The sequence below is a fragment of the Modestobacter marinus genome (assembly GCF_011758655.1).
Taxonomy (GTDB): domain Bacteria; phylum Actinomycetota; class Actinomycetes; order Mycobacteriales; family Geodermatophilaceae; genus Modestobacter; species Modestobacter marinus.
In genome coordinates, this window is sequence record NZ_JAAMPA010000002.1 from 234,543 (window position 1) to 249,460 (window position 14,918).

General features: G+C 72.9%; 13 protein-coding genes. 10 read left to right on the forward strand and 3 right to left on the reverse strand.

The genetic code is table 11. The features are described 5' to 3' along the window. The first annotated feature begins 140 nt into the window (after positions 1–140). A complete protein-coding gene (locus FB380_RS17125; protein ID WP_166756568.1) occupies positions 141–1,262 on the forward strand; it encodes an aromatic ring-hydroxylating oxygenase subunit alpha in 1,122 nt (373 codons plus the stop codon). 60 nt (positions 1,263–1,322) lie between these two features. On the opposite strand, the gene FB380_RS17130 is transcribed toward FB380_RS17125, so the two are convergent. After that, the gene (locus FB380_RS17130; protein WP_229682237.1) at positions 1,323–1,730 is read right to left on the reverse strand and encodes an MDR/zinc-dependent alcohol dehydrogenase-like family protein; all 408 of its coding nucleotides are present in this window, start codon (positions 1,728–1,730) and stop codon (positions 1,323–1,325) included. Between the two features lie 81 nt (positions 1,731–1,811). Between FB380_RS17130 and glyA the strand changes: the two genes are divergently transcribed. The 7 genes from glyA (at position 1,812) to FB380_RS17165 (ending at position 11,151) form a co-directional block, all read left to right on the forward strand. Further along, positions 1,812–3,107, forward strand: a complete 1,296-nt coding sequence (gene glyA / locus FB380_RS17135) for a serine hydroxymethyltransferase (RefSeq protein ID WP_425563409.1) — start codon at positions 1,812–1,814, stop codon at positions 3,105–3,107. Further along, positions 3,104–4,345: a sarcosine oxidase subunit beta family protein gene (locus FB380_RS17140; protein WP_166756570.1), complete on the forward strand. Its 1,242-nt coding sequence runs from the start codon at positions 3,104–3,106 to the stop codon at positions 4,343–4,345. The genes glyA and FB380_RS17140 overlap by 4 nt, the downstream gene beginning before the upstream one ends. Before the next feature lie 14 nt (positions 4,346–4,359). After that, complete coding sequence (locus FB380_RS17145) at positions 4,360–4,671, forward strand: sarcosine oxidase subunit delta (protein ID WP_166756571.1); 312 nt, start codon at positions 4,360–4,362, stop codon at positions 4,669–4,671. Then, positions 4,668–7,535: a 2Fe-2S iron-sulfur cluster-binding protein gene (locus tag FB380_RS17150; RefSeq protein ID WP_166756572.1), complete on the forward strand. Its 2,868-nt coding sequence runs from the start codon at positions 4,668–4,670 to the stop codon at positions 7,533–7,535. Before FB380_RS17145 ends, FB380_RS17150 begins: the two co-directional genes overlap by 4 nt. Beyond that, positions 7,528–8,112: a sarcosine oxidase subunit gamma gene (locus tag FB380_RS17155; RefSeq protein WP_166756573.1), complete on the forward strand. Its 585-nt coding sequence runs from the start codon at positions 7,528–7,530 to the stop codon at positions 8,110–8,112. The genes FB380_RS17150 and FB380_RS17155 overlap by 8 nt, the downstream gene beginning before the upstream one ends. A 94-nt stretch (positions 8,113–8,206) precedes the next feature. After that, positions 8,207–10,675, forward strand: coding sequence for a GcvT family protein (locus FB380_RS17160; protein WP_166756574.1), 2,469 nt, complete (start codon positions 8,207–8,209; stop codon positions 10,673–10,675). Between the two features lie 14 nt (positions 10,676–10,689). Continuing rightward, entirely contained in the window at positions 10,690–11,151 is a 462-nt protein-coding gene (locus FB380_RS17165; protein ID WP_166756575.1) for a dihydropteroate synthase, read from the forward strand. A 33-nt stretch (positions 11,152–11,184) separates the two neighbouring features. Here FB380_RS17165 and FB380_RS17170 read toward each other — a convergent pair whose 3' ends face one another. Beyond that, positions 11,185–11,853: a GntR family transcriptional regulator gene (locus tag FB380_RS17170; protein WP_229682236.1), complete on the reverse strand. Its 669-nt coding sequence runs from the start codon at positions 11,851–11,853 to the stop codon at positions 11,185–11,187. Positions 11,854–11,988: 135 nt separating this feature from the next. Between FB380_RS17170 and FB380_RS17175 the strand changes: the two genes are divergently transcribed. Both FB380_RS17175 and purU read left to right on the forward strand, forming a co-directional pair. Further along, entirely contained in the window at positions 11,989–13,362 is a 1,374-nt protein-coding gene (locus FB380_RS17175) for an L-serine ammonia-lyase (RefSeq protein ID WP_166756577.1), read from the forward strand. Between the two features lie 10 nt (positions 13,363–13,372). Beyond that, positions 13,373–14,221 carry a formyltetrahydrofolate deformylase gene (purU, locus tag FB380_RS17180; protein WP_166756578.1) on the forward strand — a complete coding sequence of 283 codons (849 nt, stop codon included), beginning with the start codon at positions 13,373–13,375 and terminating at the stop codon, positions 14,219–14,221. 34 nt (positions 14,222–14,255) lie between these two features. Here purU and FB380_RS17185 read toward each other — a convergent pair whose 3' ends face one another. Continuing rightward, positions 14,256–14,840, reverse strand: coding sequence for a GNAT family N-acetyltransferase (locus FB380_RS17185; protein WP_208383662.1), 585 nt, complete (start codon positions 14,838–14,840; stop codon positions 14,256–14,258). Positions 14,841–14,918 lie beyond the last annotated feature (78 nt).

Below are 14,918 nucleotides of genomic sequence, written 5' to 3' on the forward strand. Positions count from 1 at the left end.
TGGCGCGACCGAATGTGTAATGTGAGACACACCGGTCGTCGTGTGCTCGTGCACGGGTGACGTCCGTGCTCAGTCGCAGGGCCCTGTGTTGTCCGACTCCCGGCGTGCCTGCGGGTCGCCGACGCCATCCGAGGTGCCGCATGACCATCACCGAACAGCCCGCGAGCCTCATCCCCACGCTGCCGGGCCGCTACTACACCGACCCCGCCGTCTTCGCGCAGGAGCAGTCGCGCGTCTTCGAGGACATGTGGTTCTGCGTCGTGCGATCGAGTGACCTGCCGACGCCCGGTTCCTTCGAGAAGGTCCAGGTGGGGAGGGAGAGCGTCCTCGTGGTCCGCAGCCGGGACGGGCAGTTGCGCGCCTTCCTCAACGTCTGCCGGCACCGCGGTGCGCAGATCTGCACGGAGGACTCGGGCACGGTCAAGCGGGCCTTCCAGTGCCCGTACCACGCGTGGACCTACGACCTCGAGGGCAAGCTGATCGCAGCCCCCAACCTGACCAAGATGCCCGACATCGACCGGGTCGAGCACGGCCTGGTCCCGGTGGCGCTGCGCGAGTGGCTGGGCTACGCGTGGGTGTGCCTGGCGAAGGAGCCGCCGTCGTTCGAGGACGACGTCGTGGGCGCCGTCGTCGAGCGCCTCGGGAGCGTGCAGGTGATCGACAGCTACGACGTCGACTCGCTGTCCGTGGGGCGCCGCATCAGCTACGACGTGCAGGCGAACTGGAAGCTCATCATCGAGAACTTCATGGAGTGCTACCACTGCGCGACGATCCACCCGGAGCTGACCGAGGTGCTGCCGGAGTTCGCCGACGGGTACGCGGCGCAGTTCTTCGTCGGGCACGGCGCCGAGTTCGGGGACGACGTCAAGGGCTTCACCGTCGACGGCAGCGAGGGGTTCGACCGGCTCCCGGGTGTCGACCGAGACCAGGACCGTCGCTACTACGCCATCACGGTCCGGCCGACGGTCTTCGTCAACCTGGCGCCGGACCACGTCATCTTCCACCGCATGTTCCCGGTCTCGGCCGACCGGACGATCGTGCAGTGCGACTGGCTGTACACCCGCGACGTGGTCGAGTCGGGCAGGGACGTCTCGCGCTCGGTCGAGCTGTTCCACCGGGTCAACCAGCAGGACTTCGCCGCCTGCGAGCGGACCCAGCCGGCCATGTCCTCCCGGGCCTACGCCGACGGCGGCGTCCTGGTGCCCTCCGAGCACCACATCGGCGCCTTCCACGAGTGGCTGACGCAGCGCCTGTCGGGCTGAGCGGGCACCGACCGCCGCGGGGCCGGGAGGGACGACGTCCGGCCGGCATCCCGTGGCACGTCACCTGTCCAGGACGACGACCGAGCGCAGGACCTCTCCCCGGCGGAGGTCGTCCAGGGCCTCCTCGACGTCGTCCAACCCGATGGTCTCGCTGACGAACTCGTCCAGCGGGAAGCGGCTCTGGAGGTACCGGTCGATCAGCAGCGGGACGTCGCGGCTGGGCCGGCAGTCGCCGTACCAGGAGGACGTGATCGCCCCACCGCGGCCGAAGACCCCGATCGCCGGCAGCCCGACCGTCATGTCGGGGGACGGGACGCCGACCAGCACCACCCGCCCGGCCAGGTCGCGCGCGCAGCGGGCCTGCTCGAACACCTCCGGGCGGACGACCGCCGTCGGAGGAGCCGCCTGCGGGACGCCGCTGCCACGGGTCCCTTGACCCCGCTCGAACCCGACCCTACTGTGGTGCACGACTGATATACCAGTCCTCGTTCTCCCCTCTCAGACAGGAGCAGCCGGATGGTGGCGCAGGTCGAAGGAGCTCTGCGGGCCGTGGCCGTCCCGGACCCCGTGCTCGACCGTCCACTGGCGGACACCGACCCGGAGGTCCACCGCGCGATCGCAGCCGAGCTGGCCCGGCAGCAGGAGACGCTGGAGATGATCGCCAGCGAGAACTTCGCGCCGGTGGCGGTCCTGCAGGCCCAGGGCTCGGTGCTGACCAACAAGTACGCCGAGGGGTACCCGGGGCGGCGCTACTACGGCGGCTGCGAGCACGTCGACGTGATCGAGCAGCTGGCCATCGACCGGCTGAAGGCGCTGTTCGGCGCGGAGTACGCCAACGTGCAGCCGCACTCGGGGGCGCAGGCCAACGCCGCGGCGATGTCGGCGCTGCTGGACCCGGGCGACACCATCCTGGGTCTGGACCTGGCCCACGGAGGCCACCTGACCCACGGCATGCGGCTCAACTTCTCCGGCAAGCTCTACGACGTCGCGGCCTACCACGTGCGAGCCGACGACCACCTCGTGGACATGGCCGAGGTCGAGCGGCTGGCGCACGAGCGGCGGCCCCGGCTCATCGTGGCGGGCTGGTCGGCCTACCCCAGGCAGCTCGACTTCGCCGAGTTCCGGCGGATCGCCGACGACGTCGGGGCGTACCTGATGGTCGACATGGCGCACTTCGCCGGGCTGGTCGCCGCCGGGCTGCACCCGTCGCCGGTCCCGCACGCGCACGTGGTCACCTCGACCACCCACAAGACGCTCGGCGGGCCGCGCGGCGGCGTCATCCTCGCCACGGGGGAGCTGGCCAAGAAGCTCAACTCCGCGGTCTTCCCCGGTCAGCAGGGCGGCCCGCTCGAGCACGTGATCGCCGCCAAGGCCGTCGCCTTCAAGCTCGCCGGCGAGCCGGCCTTCCGGGAGCGCCAGGAGCGCACGCTGGCCGGCGCCCGGCTGCTGGCCGAGCGGCTGCTCGCCCCCGACTCCCGCGAGGCCGGCATCGACGTGGTCAGCGGCGGCACCGACGTCCACCTCGTGCTGGTGGACCTGCGGCACTCGTCGCTGGACGGCCGGCAGGCCGAGGACCGGCTGCACGCGATCGGCATCACCGTCAACCGCAACGCGGTGCCCTTCGACCCCCGCCCGCCGATGGTCAGCTCCGGCGTCCGCATCGGCACCCCTGCCCTGGCGGCGCGCGGCTTCGACCTCGACGACTTCGCCGAGGTCGCCGACGTGATCGCCGCCGCGCTGCGGCCCTCGGTGGGCGAGGAACAGCTCGCGGGGCTCCGCGCGCGGGTCACCCGGCTGGCCGGCCGGCACCCGCTCTACCCCGACCTGACGGAGGTCCACCGATGAGCCCCGGTCCCACCCGCACCCCCGGCGCGGACCTGCCCGAGCACCCCGACTTCCTCTGGCGTGACCCGGAGCCGAAGCGGTCCTACGACGTGGTGATCGTGGGCGGGGGCGGGCACGGCCTGGCCACCGCGCACTACCTGGCGAAGAACCACGGGATCACCGACGTCGCCGTCCTGGAGAAGGGCTGGCTGGGCGGCGGCAACATGGCCCGCAACACCACGATCATCCGCTCCAACTACCTGTGGGACGAGAGCTCGGCCATCTACGAGCAGTCGCTCAAGCTGTGGGAGGGGCTCGAGGAGGACCTCGGCTACCCGATCCTGTTCAGCCAGCGCGGCGTGCTGAACCTCGCCCACACCCTGCAGGACGTCCGCGACAGCGTGCGGCGGGTGGAGGCCAACAAGCTCAACGGTGTCGACGCGGAGTGGCTGGAGACCGACGAGGTCCGCAAGGTCTGCCCGATCGTGAACACCTCCACCGACATCCGCTACCCCGTCCTGGGGGCCACGTACCAGCCCCGGGCCGGCATCGCCAAGCACGACTACGTCGCCTGGGGCTTCGCCCGCCGCGCCCACGAGGCCGGCATCGACCTCATCCAGGACTGCGAGGTCACCGGGTTCGCCACCGACGGCGACCGGGTCACCGGCGTCCAGACCACGCGCGGCACCATCGCCGCCGGCACGGTCGCCCTCTGCGCGGCCGGCCACACCTCGGTGCTCACCGACATGCTCGGCATCAGGGTGCCGGTGCAGAGCCACCCGCTGCAGGCGCTGGTCTCCGAGCTGCTCGAGCCCGTGCACCCCACGGTGGTCATGTCCAACGCCGTGCACGTGTACGTCTCCCAGGCGCACAAGGGCGAGCTGGTCATGGGCGCCGGCGTCGACTCCTACAACGGCTACGGGCAGCGCGGCGCCTTCCACGTCATCGAGCGTCAGATGGCCGCCGCGGTCGAGCTCTTCCCGGTGTTCGCCCGCGCCCACCTGCTGCGCACCTGGGCCGGGATCGTCGACACCAGCCCGGACGCCTCGCCGATCGTGGGCCGGACCCCCTACGACAACGTCTACCTGAACTGCGGCTGGGGCACCGGCGGGTTCAAGGCCACCCCCGGCGTCGGCTGGGCGCTGGCGCACACCATCGCCTCCGGCGAGCCCCACCCGAACGTGGCGCCGTTCACCCTCGACCGCTTCGTCACCGGCGCACTGGTCGACGAGCACGGCGCAGCCGCCGTGGCCCACTGACCCAGGGAGTCCCCGTGCAGCTCATCGAATGCCCGTGGTGCGGCCCCCGCGAGGAGGTCGAGTTCCACTACGGCGGCCAGGCCCACGTCCCGTACCCGGACGCCCCCGCCGAGGTCTCCGACGAGGAGTGGGCCCACTACGTCTTCTTCCGCGACAACACCAAGGGCCGCTTCGCCGAGCGCTGGTGCCACAGCGCCGGCTGCCGTCGCTGGTTCACCGCGGTGCGCGACACCACCACCTACCGCTTCGAGCGCGTCCGGCGCCTCGACGACCCCGGGCCGCACGCGACCGAGCTCGCGAGGGCACGCAGGAGCACAGCGCCATGACCAGCCCCTTCCGCACCGCCGAGGGTGGCCGCATCGACCGCGGCACGAGCCTCGAGTTCACCTTCGACGGGCAGCCCCACACCGGCCACCCCGGCGACACGCTCGCCTCGGCCCTGCTCGCCTCCGGCCGGCACCAGATCGCCACGAGCGTCCGGCTGGGCCGGCCCCGCGGCATCGCCGCGGCCTGGGCCGAGGACCCGGGTGGCCTCGTGCAGATCGAGGAGCCCTTCCCCGAGCCCATGCTGCTGGCCACCACGGTGGAGCTCCACGACGGGCTGGTGGCCCACGGCCTGCCGGGGCGGGGCCGCCTCGCCGAGGTCCCCGACTCCGCCCGGTACGACGCCGTCCACCACCACGTCGACGTGCTCGTGGTGGGTGCCGGGCCGGCGGGGCTGACCGCCGCGCTCACCGCCGCCCGCGCCGGTGCCCGCGTCGCGCTGGTCGACGAGCAGTCCGAGGCCGGCGGCTCGCCGCTGGGCGGCACCGACCTCCTGGACGACGCCCCGGCGCTGGAGTGGGTCGCCGCGGCGGTCGCCGAGCTCGCCGGCCACCCGGAGGTCCTGCACCTGCAGCGCACCACCGCCTTCGGCAGCTACGACGACGGCTTCGTCCTGGCCCTGGAGCGGCGGACCGACCACCTCGGGACGGCGGCGCCCCGGCACGTCTCCCGTCAGCGGGTGTGGCGCCTGCGTGCCCGCTCCGTCGTCGTCGCGACCGGAGCCCACGAGCGACCGGTGGTCTTCAGCGACAACGACCGCCCGGGGACCATGCTCGCCGGCGCCGCGCGCACGTTCCTGCACCGCTACGGCGTGCTGCCCGGCCGCGACGCCGTCGTGTTCACCACGAACGACAGCGCCTACGACGCCGCCCTGGACCTGCACCGCGCGGGCGTGCGCGTCGAGGCGGTGGTGGACGCCCGGCCGGCGGGCTCGCCGCGCCGGGAGGAGTGCGAGCGGGCCGGGATCCGGGTGCTCGCCGGGGCCGTGGTGACCGGAACGCAGGGCGTCGAGCGGGTCACGCACGCCCTCGTCGCCCCGTTCGCGGACGGAGAGGTCGGCGCCGCCGGCGCGATCGCCTGCGACCTGCTGCTGGTCAGCGGTGGCTGGAACCCGGCGGTGCACCTGTTCAGCCAGGCCCGCGGCCGGCTCCGCTACGACGAGGCCCTCGGGGCGTTCCTCCCCGCGGAGCAGCTCGACCGCCTGTCGGTCACCGGCGCGGCGGCCGGGGTGTTCGACCTGGCCGGGTGCCTGGCCGACGGGCAGCGCGTGGCCCGCGCCGCCCTGAGCGCGCTGGCGGTCGCGCCGCCGGGGGAGGACCGGCTGCCCGCGGCGCCGGAGCCGGTCGTCCCGGCGGCGCCCCTGGTGCTGTGGCGGGTGCCGGACACCTCCGGCGCCGGCGGGACCACCTCCTTCGTCGACCTGCAGCGCGACGCGACGGTGGCCGACATCGAACGGGCGGTCGGTGCCGGACTGCGCTCCATCGAGCACATTAAGCGCTACACGACGATCGGGACCGCGCACGACCAGGGCAAGACCTCCGGCGTCCTCACCTCGGGGATCACCGCCGAGCTGCTCGGGACCCCGGTGCAGGCCACCGGGACCACCACGTTCCGGCCGCCCTACACCCCGGTGGCCTTCGCCGCCCTCGCCGGCCGCGACCGCGGTCGGCTCTTCGACCCCGAGCGGGTCACCGCACTGCACGACTGGCACGGAGCGGCCGGCGCGGTCTTCGAGGACGTCGGTCAGTGGAAGCGTCCGCGCTTCTACCCGCGGCCCGGCGAGGACATGGAGGCCGCGGTCCTCCGCGAGTGCGCCGCCGCCCGCACCGGCGTCGGCATCCTCGACGGCTCGACGCTGGGCAAGATCGACGTCCAGGGTCCCGACGCCGCCGTCCTGCTCGACCGGCTGTACACGAACCTGATGAGCAGCCTGAAGGTCGGCTCCGTCCGCTACGGCGTCATGTGCGGCGTGGACGGCATGGTGATCGACGACGGCACCGTGCTGCGCCTGGCCGAAGACCGCTTCCTGCTGCTCACCACCACCGGCGGCGCGGCGAAGGTCCTCGACTGGATGGAGGAGTGGGCCCAGACGGAGTGGCCGGACCTGCGGGTGCACTGCACCTCGGTCACCGAGCAGTGGAACACGTTCCCCGTCGTCGGCCCCCGCTCCCGCGACGTCATCGGCGCCGTCTTCCCGCAGGTGGACGTCGCCAACGAGGCGTTCCCGTTCATGACCTGGCGGGACACCACCCTCGACGGGGTGCCGGTCCGGCTGGCCCGGATCAGCTTCTCCGGCGAGCTCGCCTTCGAGGTCTACGTCAACCCCTGGTACGGGGTCGCGGTGTGGGAGCGGCTGCTCGAGGCCGGCCGCCCGTACGGCATCACGCCGTACGGCACCGAGACCATGCACGTCCTGCGCGCGGAGAAGGGCTACCCGATCATCGGGCAGGACACCGACGGCACCGTCACCCCGCACGACCTGGGCATGGCGTGGGCGGTGTCGAAGAAGAAGCCCGACTTCGTCGGCAAGCGCTCCTTCGCCCGCCAGGCAAACCAGGACCCGCTCCGCAAGCAGCTGGTCGGACTGCTCCCGGTGGACCGGCGCACGGTGCTGCCGGAGGGCTCGCAGATCGTGGAGCTCCACGCCGACGGCCAGCTGCCACCGCCGCCGGTGCCCATGCTCGGCCACGTCACCTCCAGCTACCGCAGCGCCGAGCTGGCGCGTCCCTTCGCGCTCGCCCTGGTCAAGGGAGGCCGGTCGCGCATCGGCGACACCGTCCACGTCCCCGTCAACGGCACCCTCGTCCCGGTCGAGGTGACCGGCTCGGTGCTGGTCGATCCCGAAGGAGCCCGTCGCGATGGCTGAGCTGCTGCGCACCCACCCGCTCGAGGCGTGGAGCACCGCGTTCGGGCGGCTGCCCGACACCGTGGGCATCACCGTCGAACCGTTCGTGGCGATGACCGTCGTCCGGCTCGACGCCGTGGGTCAGGGAGCCGGCGCCCTGCTCGGCGTCGAGCTGCCGACGGCGCCCAACACCTGGGTCCCGGCCGGTACCGGCCGGGCCGTCTGGCTCGGTCCGGACGAGTGGCTGCTGAGCAGCACCACGGAGACCCCGGAGGAGCTCGAGGCCCGGGTCCGTGCCGCCGTCCTCCCGCTGGGCGGGTCGGCGACCGACGTCTCCGCCCAGCGGATCGGCCTGCGGCTGACCGGCGCGCGGGTGCGCGACGTGCTCGCCAAGGGGTGCTCGATCGACCTGCACCCGCAGGTGTTCGGCCGGGGCAGCAGCGCCCAGACGTTGCTGGGTCAGGCCGGCGTCGTGCTGCTGGCCCTCTCCGACGCCGGGGACGACCACCTCGTCCTCGTCCGCTCGTCCTTCGCCGGCTACCTCGCCGACTGGCTGCTGGACGCAGCCCTCGAGTTCACCCCCACCCACGACAGCTGATGAAGGACCCCTCTGCCCCCCACCCCTCGCAGGCTCGGGGCGGGACCCTGCAGAGGGGCCGACCGTGATCCTCTTGCAGTCAGGAGCGCACGCCATGTCCACCACCCCTCGTGTGGTCATCATCGGAGCGGGGATCGTCGGCGCCAACCTGGCCGACGAGCTGACCGCCCGTGGCTGGGACCGCGTCACCGTGGTCGATCAGGGACCCCTGCCGCTGACCGGGGGCTCCACCTCGCACGCGCCCGGGCTGGTCTTCCAGACCAATGCGTCCAAGACGATGACGGCGCTGGCCAGCTACACCGTGGAGAAGTTCTCCGGCCTCGACGTCGACGGCGCCTGGTGCTTCAACCAGGTCGGCGGGCTCGAGGTCGCGACCACGCCGGAGCGGCTGGCGGACCTGCACCGCAAGCAGGGCTGGGCCACCTCCTGGGGCGTCGAGGCGCAGGTGGTCGACGGGGACGAGTGCGTGCGGCTGCACCCGCTGGTCGACCGCGACCGGGTCCTCGGCGGCCTGCACATCCCCAGCGACGGCCTGGCGAAGGCGTCCCGGGCGGTCGTCGCGCTGGCCCGCCGCGCCGAGGCCCGGGGAGCCCGCTTCCAGGGCTCGACCCGCGTGACCGGTGTCGAGCAGACCGGCGGCCGGGTGACCGGCGTCCGGACCCCGGACGGCGTCATCCCGGCCGACGTCGTGGTGTCCTGCGCCGGCTTCTGGGGGCTGGAGCTCGGCGCCATGGTCGGGATGGACGTGCCGCTGCTGCCGCTCGCCCACCAGTTCGCCTGGACGGGGCAGGTGCCGGACCTGGTCGGCCGCAACGACGAGCTCAGCGAGGCGAGCCTGCCGATCCTGCGCCACCAGGACCGGGACCTCTACTTCCGCGAGCGCGTCGACTGCCTCGGCATCGGCTCCTACGCCCACCGGCCGATGCCGGTCGACCTGGACGAGCTGCCGCAGGGCGACGGCGTGCGCGAGTCGTCGATGCCCTCGATGCTGCCCTTCACCGAGGAGGACTTCGCCCCGGTCTGGGAGGAGAGCCAGCTCCTGCTGCCCTCCCTCCGCTCGTCGAAGATCGACACCGGCTTCAACGGCGTCTTCTCCTTCACCCCGGACGGCAGCCCGCTGGTCGGCGAGTCCCGCGACGTCCGGGGCTTCTGGATCGCGGAGGCGGTCTGGGTCACCCACTCGGCGGGGGTGGCCAGGGCGGTGGCCCAGCTGCTCGTCGACGGGCGGTCGGAGGTCGACCTGCACGGGTGCGACGTCCACCGCTTCGAGGAGGTCCAGCTCGCGCCGGAGTACGTGAGCGAGACCTCGCAGCAGAACTTCGTGGAGGTCTACGACGTGCTGCACCCGCTGCAGCCACGGCTGTCCCCGCGCGACCTGCGGGTCAGCCCCTTCCACGCCCGGCAGCGCGAGCTCGGCGCCGTCTTCCTCGAGGGGGCCGGCTGGGAACGGCCGCACTGGTACGAGGCCAACGCGGAGCTGGTGGCGGAGCTGCCGCCGGAGTGGACGCCGCCGCCGCGTGACCCGTGGAGCGCGCAGTTCCACTCGCCCATCGCGGCGGCCGAGGCGTGGCGAACCCGCACGGCCGTGGCGATGTACGACATGACGCCGCTCAAGCGGCTGGAGGTCAGCGGTCCCGGCGCCCTCGGCCTGCTGCAGCGGCTGACGACGGGCGAGATGGACAAGTCGGTCGGCGCGGTCACCTACACCCTCGCCCTGGACGAAGCCGGCGGCGTCCGGAGCGACCTCACCGTCGCCCGGCTGGGTGAGCAGCGGTTCCAGGTCGGGGCCAACGGACCCCTCGACCACGACCACCTGCAACGGGAGGCGCCCGACGACGGCACCGTCCAGATCCGGGACGTCACCGGGGGCACGTGCTGCATCGGCCTGTGGGGGCCGCGGGCCCGGGACCTGGTCCAGCGGGTCAGCTCCGACGACTTCACCAACGACGGGCTGAAGTACTTCCGCGCCAAGCCGGCCCGGATCGGGGGAGTGCCGGTCACGGCGATGCGGCTGTCCTACGTCGGTGAGCTCGGCTGGGAGATCTACGCCAGCGCCGAGCACGGTCAGCGGTTGTGGGACGTGCTGTGGCGTGCCGGCCAGGACCTCGGCGTGGTCGCCGCCGGCCGGGCCGCGTTCAACAGCCTCCGGCTGGAGAAGGGCTACCGCGCCTGGGGCCACGACATGACCACGGAGCACGACCCGTACGAGGCCGGTGTCGGCTTCGCCGTCCGCACGCAGAAGAAGGCCGACTTCGTGGGCCGCCGGGCCGTCGACGGGCTCAGCGAGGACACGGTGAGCCGCCGGCTGTCCTGCCTGACGATCGACGACGGACGCAGCGTCGTCCTCGGCCACGAGCCCGTGTTCGTCGACGGCCGGCCGGCCGGCTACGTGACCAGCGCGGCCTTCGGGCACACCGTCGGCCGGCCGATCGCCTACGCCTGGCTCCCGGCCTCGGCGACCGTCGGCACGGCCGTCGAGATCGAGTACTTCGGCAGCCGCATCCGGGCGACGGTCGCCGCCGAACCGCTGGTGGACCCGGAGATGACCCGGATCCGCGGCTGAGACCGGACCACGCCATGGCCTCGGCGCACGCCGTGCACCGCTCGCCCGCGGGCGGTGCGGGCTCCCCGGACCCCGTCGGTCGGGCTCTCGCGGCGGGGCGGCCGTTGGTCTGCGGCGTCCTCGACGTCACCCCCGACTCCTCCTCCGACGTGGGGCGGTGTCCCACCGTCGCCGCAGCCGTGGAGCACGGGTGCACGCTCGTCGACGACGGGGCGGACCTCATCGACGTCGGCGGGGAGTCCGCGAGGCCCGGTTCCCGCCCGCTGACCCTCGCCGAGGAACTGGACCGCGTCGTCCCGGTGGTCGAGGCACTGGTGCGGCGGGTCCCGGTGCCGCTGTCGGTGGACACCTCGCGGCCCGAGGTGATGCCGGCGACCGTCCTCGCCGCCCAGCGGGGTGCTGCGGTGCTGCGCGTCCACGACGTGGCCGCCACGCGGGACGTCCTCGCCGTCCTGGCGGCCGTCGGGACGGGGTGACGGACGGCGGCGGCCGCCGCTGGAGGTCCTCGGTCAGATCACCGCGCGGATGGCCCGCTCGAAGCCGAGCACGTGCTCCCGGGCGAGGTCATCGGCCCGGTCGGGCTCACCGGCCGCGATCGCCCGGAGCAGGTCCACGTGCTCCCCGACGTGCTCGTCGACCCTCGGCAGCCGGTCCAGGAACAGGCAGAAGATGCGCGTCGCGAGGTTGTCGTAGCGGATGAGCACGTCCTCGAGGTGCGGGTTGCCGGCGGCCCGGTAGATGGTCCGGTGCACGGCCAGGTCCCAGCGCATCAGCTCCGTCCGGTCGAGCCGGCTCACGTCGAGCTGCTCGATGCGCAGGGCCAGCTCCTCGAGCTCGGCCGCCCCGGTGCGGGCGGCCCGGTCCGCGGCGCGGCGGGCGGCCAGCGGCTCCAGCTGGGCCCGGATGTCGGAGATGTGCGCGAGATCGGAGATGTCCATGCCGGTCGCGAACGTGCCGCGGCGTGGGTACGACACGACCAGACGGTCGACCTCCAGCCGCTTCAGCGCCTCACGGACCGGGGTCCGGCCCACGCCGAGTTCCTGGGCGAGTGCGTCGTCGTCGATGGGGTCGCCCGGGCTGATGGCCAGCATGATCAGCCGGTCCCGGATCGCCACGTAGGCCTTGTCGGCCAGGGACGTGACGACGGACGGGTCGAGGTCCAGCGGTACGGCGGTCACGCCCCGATCGTAGGGGGTGACGATCGTCGGGTCTTGCCTCCACGTGGTGAAAGACATACGGTGATCCTACAACTGGTATATCAACCGGTTGACAGCGACGTGCCGCTCCGGCCGCCGGTGCTGCGAGGAGCCCGCATGACCATCAGCGCCTTCGACCTGTTCAAGGTGGGGATCGGCCCGTCCAGCTCGCACACCGTCGGGCCCATGCGTGCCGCGTGGTCCTTCGCGTCCCGGCTGCAGGACGAGGCGCTGCTCCCACGAGTGGCCGGTGTGCGGTGCGAGCTCTTCGGGTCCCTCGGTGCCACCGGACACGGACACGGCAGCGTCACGGCGGTCGTCCTGGGTCTGGAGGGCGAGCAGCCCGACCTCGTCGACCCGGTGGCGGCCCAGCCCCGGGTCGATGCGGTCCGTACCGAGGGCAGGCTCCGGCTGGCGGGCGAGCACCTCATCTCCTTCTGCGTCGACGACGACGTCGTGCTGCACCGGCGCAAGCGCCTGGACTTCCACAGCAACGGCATGCTCTTCCGGGCGCTGGACGCGCACGGCGAGGAGATCAGCCGACGGGAGTACTTCTCGGTGGGCGGCGGGTTCGTCCTCGACGAGGACGACGCGGGCAACCCGGCCGTCGTCGAGGACCCGACACCGGTGCGGTACCCGTTCCGCACCGGTGACGAGCTGCTGGCCCGGACGCGGGAGACGGGTCTGCGGATCAGTGACGTGATGCTGGCCAACGAGCTGGCCTGGCGCACCGAGGCGGAGGTCCGCGCCGGACTGCTGCACATCTGGTCGGTGATGCAGGAGTGCGTGGACCGCGGCACCCGGGCCGCCGGCGTCCTGCCGGGGGGACTGGAGGTGCGCCGGCGCGCCGCCGCACTCCGCACCCAGCTGGAAGACCGTCCGGACCCGTCCGACCCGCTCCGGGCGATGGAGTGGGTGACGCTCTACGCCCTCTCGGTGAACGAGGAGAACGCAGCCGGCGGCCAGGTGGTCACCGCTCCCACGAACGGCGCCGCCGGCATCGTGCCGGCCGTCCTGCACTACTACCGCGACTTCATCGACTCGTACTCCGAGGACGGGGTGGTGCGCTTCCTGCTCACCGCCGCGGCGATCGGGCTGCTGTTCAAGGAGAACGCGTCCATCTCCGGTGCGGAGGTGGGCTGCCAGGGAGAGGTCGGCTCCGCCTGCTCCATGGCCGCCGCCGGCCTCGCCGAGGTCATCGGGGGGACCCCGGAACAGGTGGAGAACGCCGCCGAGATCGGCATCGAGCACAACCTCGGCCTCACCTGCGACCCCGTCGGTGGGCTCGTGCAGATCCCGTGCATCGAACGCAACGCCGTCGGCTCGATCAAGGCCGTCACCGCGGCCCGCATGGCCGTCCGGGGCGACGGCCGGCACCACGTCTCGCTGGACAAGGCGATCAAGACCATGCGCGAGACCGGCGCGGACATGAAGGACAAGTACAAGGAGACCGCCCGTGGCGGGCTGGCGCTCAACATCGTCGAGTGCTGAGGAGGCACCCGTGTCCCACCCCTTCACCCTCACGCTCAGCTGCGCCGAGCGCCCGGGCATCGTGCACGCCGTCAGCTCGTTCCTGTTCGAGCACGGCTGCGACATCGTCGAGCACCAGCAGTTCGACGATCCGCTCCGCGGGCAGTTGTTCCTGCGCACGGCGTTCGTCGGCGCGGAGGACAGCGACGTCGGCCGCCTGTCCCGGGCGTTCGGAGCGGTGGCCGACGAGTTCGGGATGTCCTACCGGGTGGCCGGTGATCAGCCGGAGCGGGTGCTCGTGATGGTCTCCAAGCTCGGGCACTGCCTGAACGACCTGGTCTTCCGGTGGCGGGCGGGCAACCTGGGCGGAGAGCTGGTCGCGGTGGTCTCCAACCACGAGGACCTGCGGCCGATGGCGGAGGCCGCCGGCCTGCCCTTCGTGCACGTGCCCGTGACCCCGACGACGAAGGGGGACGCCGAGGCCCGGCTGCTCGAACTGGTCGACCAGTACGACGTCGACCTGGTGGTGCTGGCCCGGTACATGCAGGTCCTCTCCGACGAGACGTGCGCGGCGCTGTACGGACGGGCGATCAACATCCACCACTCGTTCCTGCCGGGCTTCAAGGGTGCCAAGCCCTACCACCAGGCGTTCGACCGCGGCGTCAAGCTGGTGGGGGCGACCGCCCACTACGTGACACCCGACCTGGACGAGGGCCCGATCATCGAGCAGGAGGTCATCCGGATCGACCACACCCACGACCCCCGCGCACTGGCCACCGTCGGCCAGGACGCCGAGGCGCTCGCGCTCTCCCGGGCCGTGCGCTGGCACAGCGAGCGACGGGTGCTGCTCAACGGTCACAGCACGGTCGTCTTCCGCTGAGCCCGGCCGCGGCGGCTCCGCGCACCCGGACCGGTCACCGCCGTCCGGTGGCGCGGTGCATCAGCACGCACTCGAGGGTGGGGCCCTCGGGGAGGGCGACGCCCACCCGCTCGATCTCGGTGAACCCGTAGGCGGTGTAGAGCGGCACGCCCGGCAGGGTGGCCATGAGCGCGAGTGCGCGGAAGCCCGCACCCGCAGCATCGTGCAGGCAGTGGTCCAGCATGGCTCGCCCCAGGCCGCGGCGGGTCCAGTCGCTCCGGACGAACATCGCCCGCACCCGTGCACGCTCGGCGCGGGGGTCGAGCACGCGGTCGCCGTCCTCGGGTGAGCCCGGGTAGAGCAGGGCACGCCGACTCCACCCACCGCAGGCCACGATCTCCTCACCGGCCTCCTGGACGACGTAGGTGCCGTCGGCGATGAGCAGGTGGTCCGGGCTCGTGAGGTGCACGACGGCGGCGGCGGTCTGCTCCGCGTCGTAGCAGCGCGGGAAGATGGCGCGCACCGACGCCCGCTTCAGCGCTGCGATGGCCGGGGCGTCCTCGGGCACCGCTCGCCGCATCGTCGGCATCAGCGCGGCCGGCACCGGGTGCCGGCGCTCGTCGGGGGTGGTGGTGGTCATGGGGTCCTCCAGGGGTGGGTGGTCTCCCTGGACGGCGGGAGGCGGTGGCTCCCGTCCGGGAGGTCCGGCCTCCCGGCA